The following is a 1,169-nucleotide window of genomic DNA, read 5'->3' as shown; positions in this document are numbered from 1 at the left end:
ACAGTAGATTTTGATTTAACACCTACATTATGTTATGATGGAAGTGGGAATGGTGAGATTCGTGTAGAAGTTACATCAGGTAATAATGATTACCAATTTAGGATTGATGGAGGAATTTGGCAAAACCCAAATGTAGCTACACCAGATGAGTTTACTTTTACAGGGTTAACAGATGGTACTTACAGTATTGAAGTAAGAGACGGATTAGGCTGTACAATTCCAGCAAAAGATGCAACTATTTTACCACAGTTAACAGCAACAATAACAACAGTAAGTGCAACATGTAACGATGGTCAAATAGTAATTACTCCAAACGGAGGAGACGGTAATTATGAATTTATAGTAGAAACAGGAGGGGTGCAAACCTCGTACACTTCTAGTCCAATTGCAGTACCAGCAGGAACTTATACGGTGTATGTAAGAGATAAAAATGGAGGAACAAATTACTGTGAATATTCAGATACAGTAACAGTGAATCAAATAGCAGCACCAACCGTAAGCAGTACATCAACACAACCAAATTGTAGTACAGATACGGGAACAATCAATGTAACTGTAGGAAGTGGAACCTCACCATATACCGTAACAGTTACAGGACCAGGAGGTCCATTTGTACAAGGACCATCAGCAGATGTTAATTACAGCTTTACAGGATTAGGAGATGGTACTTATCAAATTACAGTAAGTGATGCAAACGGTTGTCCACCAGTAGCCACATCAACAGAAACGATTAATGTTCCAACAGCATTAGCAGGAGGCTCAGCAAGTAAAACAGACTTAATGTGTAGCCCTACAGGCACTATTTTAGGAACGATAAGTTTTACAGCACCAACAGGTGGAACAGCACCTTATATTTATTATTATAGATTAGTAGGAGGAGGAGCTTATACACAAATAGCAGGAACAACAGTATCTAATTTACCAGCAGGAGATTATGAGACAAAAGTAGAAGATTCAAATGGCTGTGAAAGAATTTTAGACACCTTAACGATAGCAGATTTACCAGCAGTACCACCATTTGCAAGTACTGTAGTATATAACTGTGATGGTACAGGAAATATCACCATAACACCATTTGATGCTGGTTATACTTATTCTTTAGATGGAGCTGCAGCACAAACAGGAGCAAATGCTAATATTTTTAATAATGTAGCAGCTGGAGCTCATAC

At 38.0% G+C, this 1,169-nt stretch carries 1 pseudogene; it reads left to right on the top strand.

Annotated features, from left to right (window positions below):
• A pseudogene (locus ABMY20_RS16075) lies at positions 1-1,169 on the top strand (hypothetical protein); the annotation flags it as partial.

Origin of the sequence: Tenacibaculum sp. SSH1-16, assembly GCF_040104435.1 — a bacterium.
Classification (GTDB): domain Bacteria; phylum Bacteroidota; class Bacteroidia; order Flavobacteriales; family Flavobacteriaceae; genus Polaribacter; species Polaribacter mesophilus.
The sequence above is the reverse complement of the archived record's forward strand: the minus strand, read 5'-3'. Positions and strand labels throughout refer to the sequence as shown.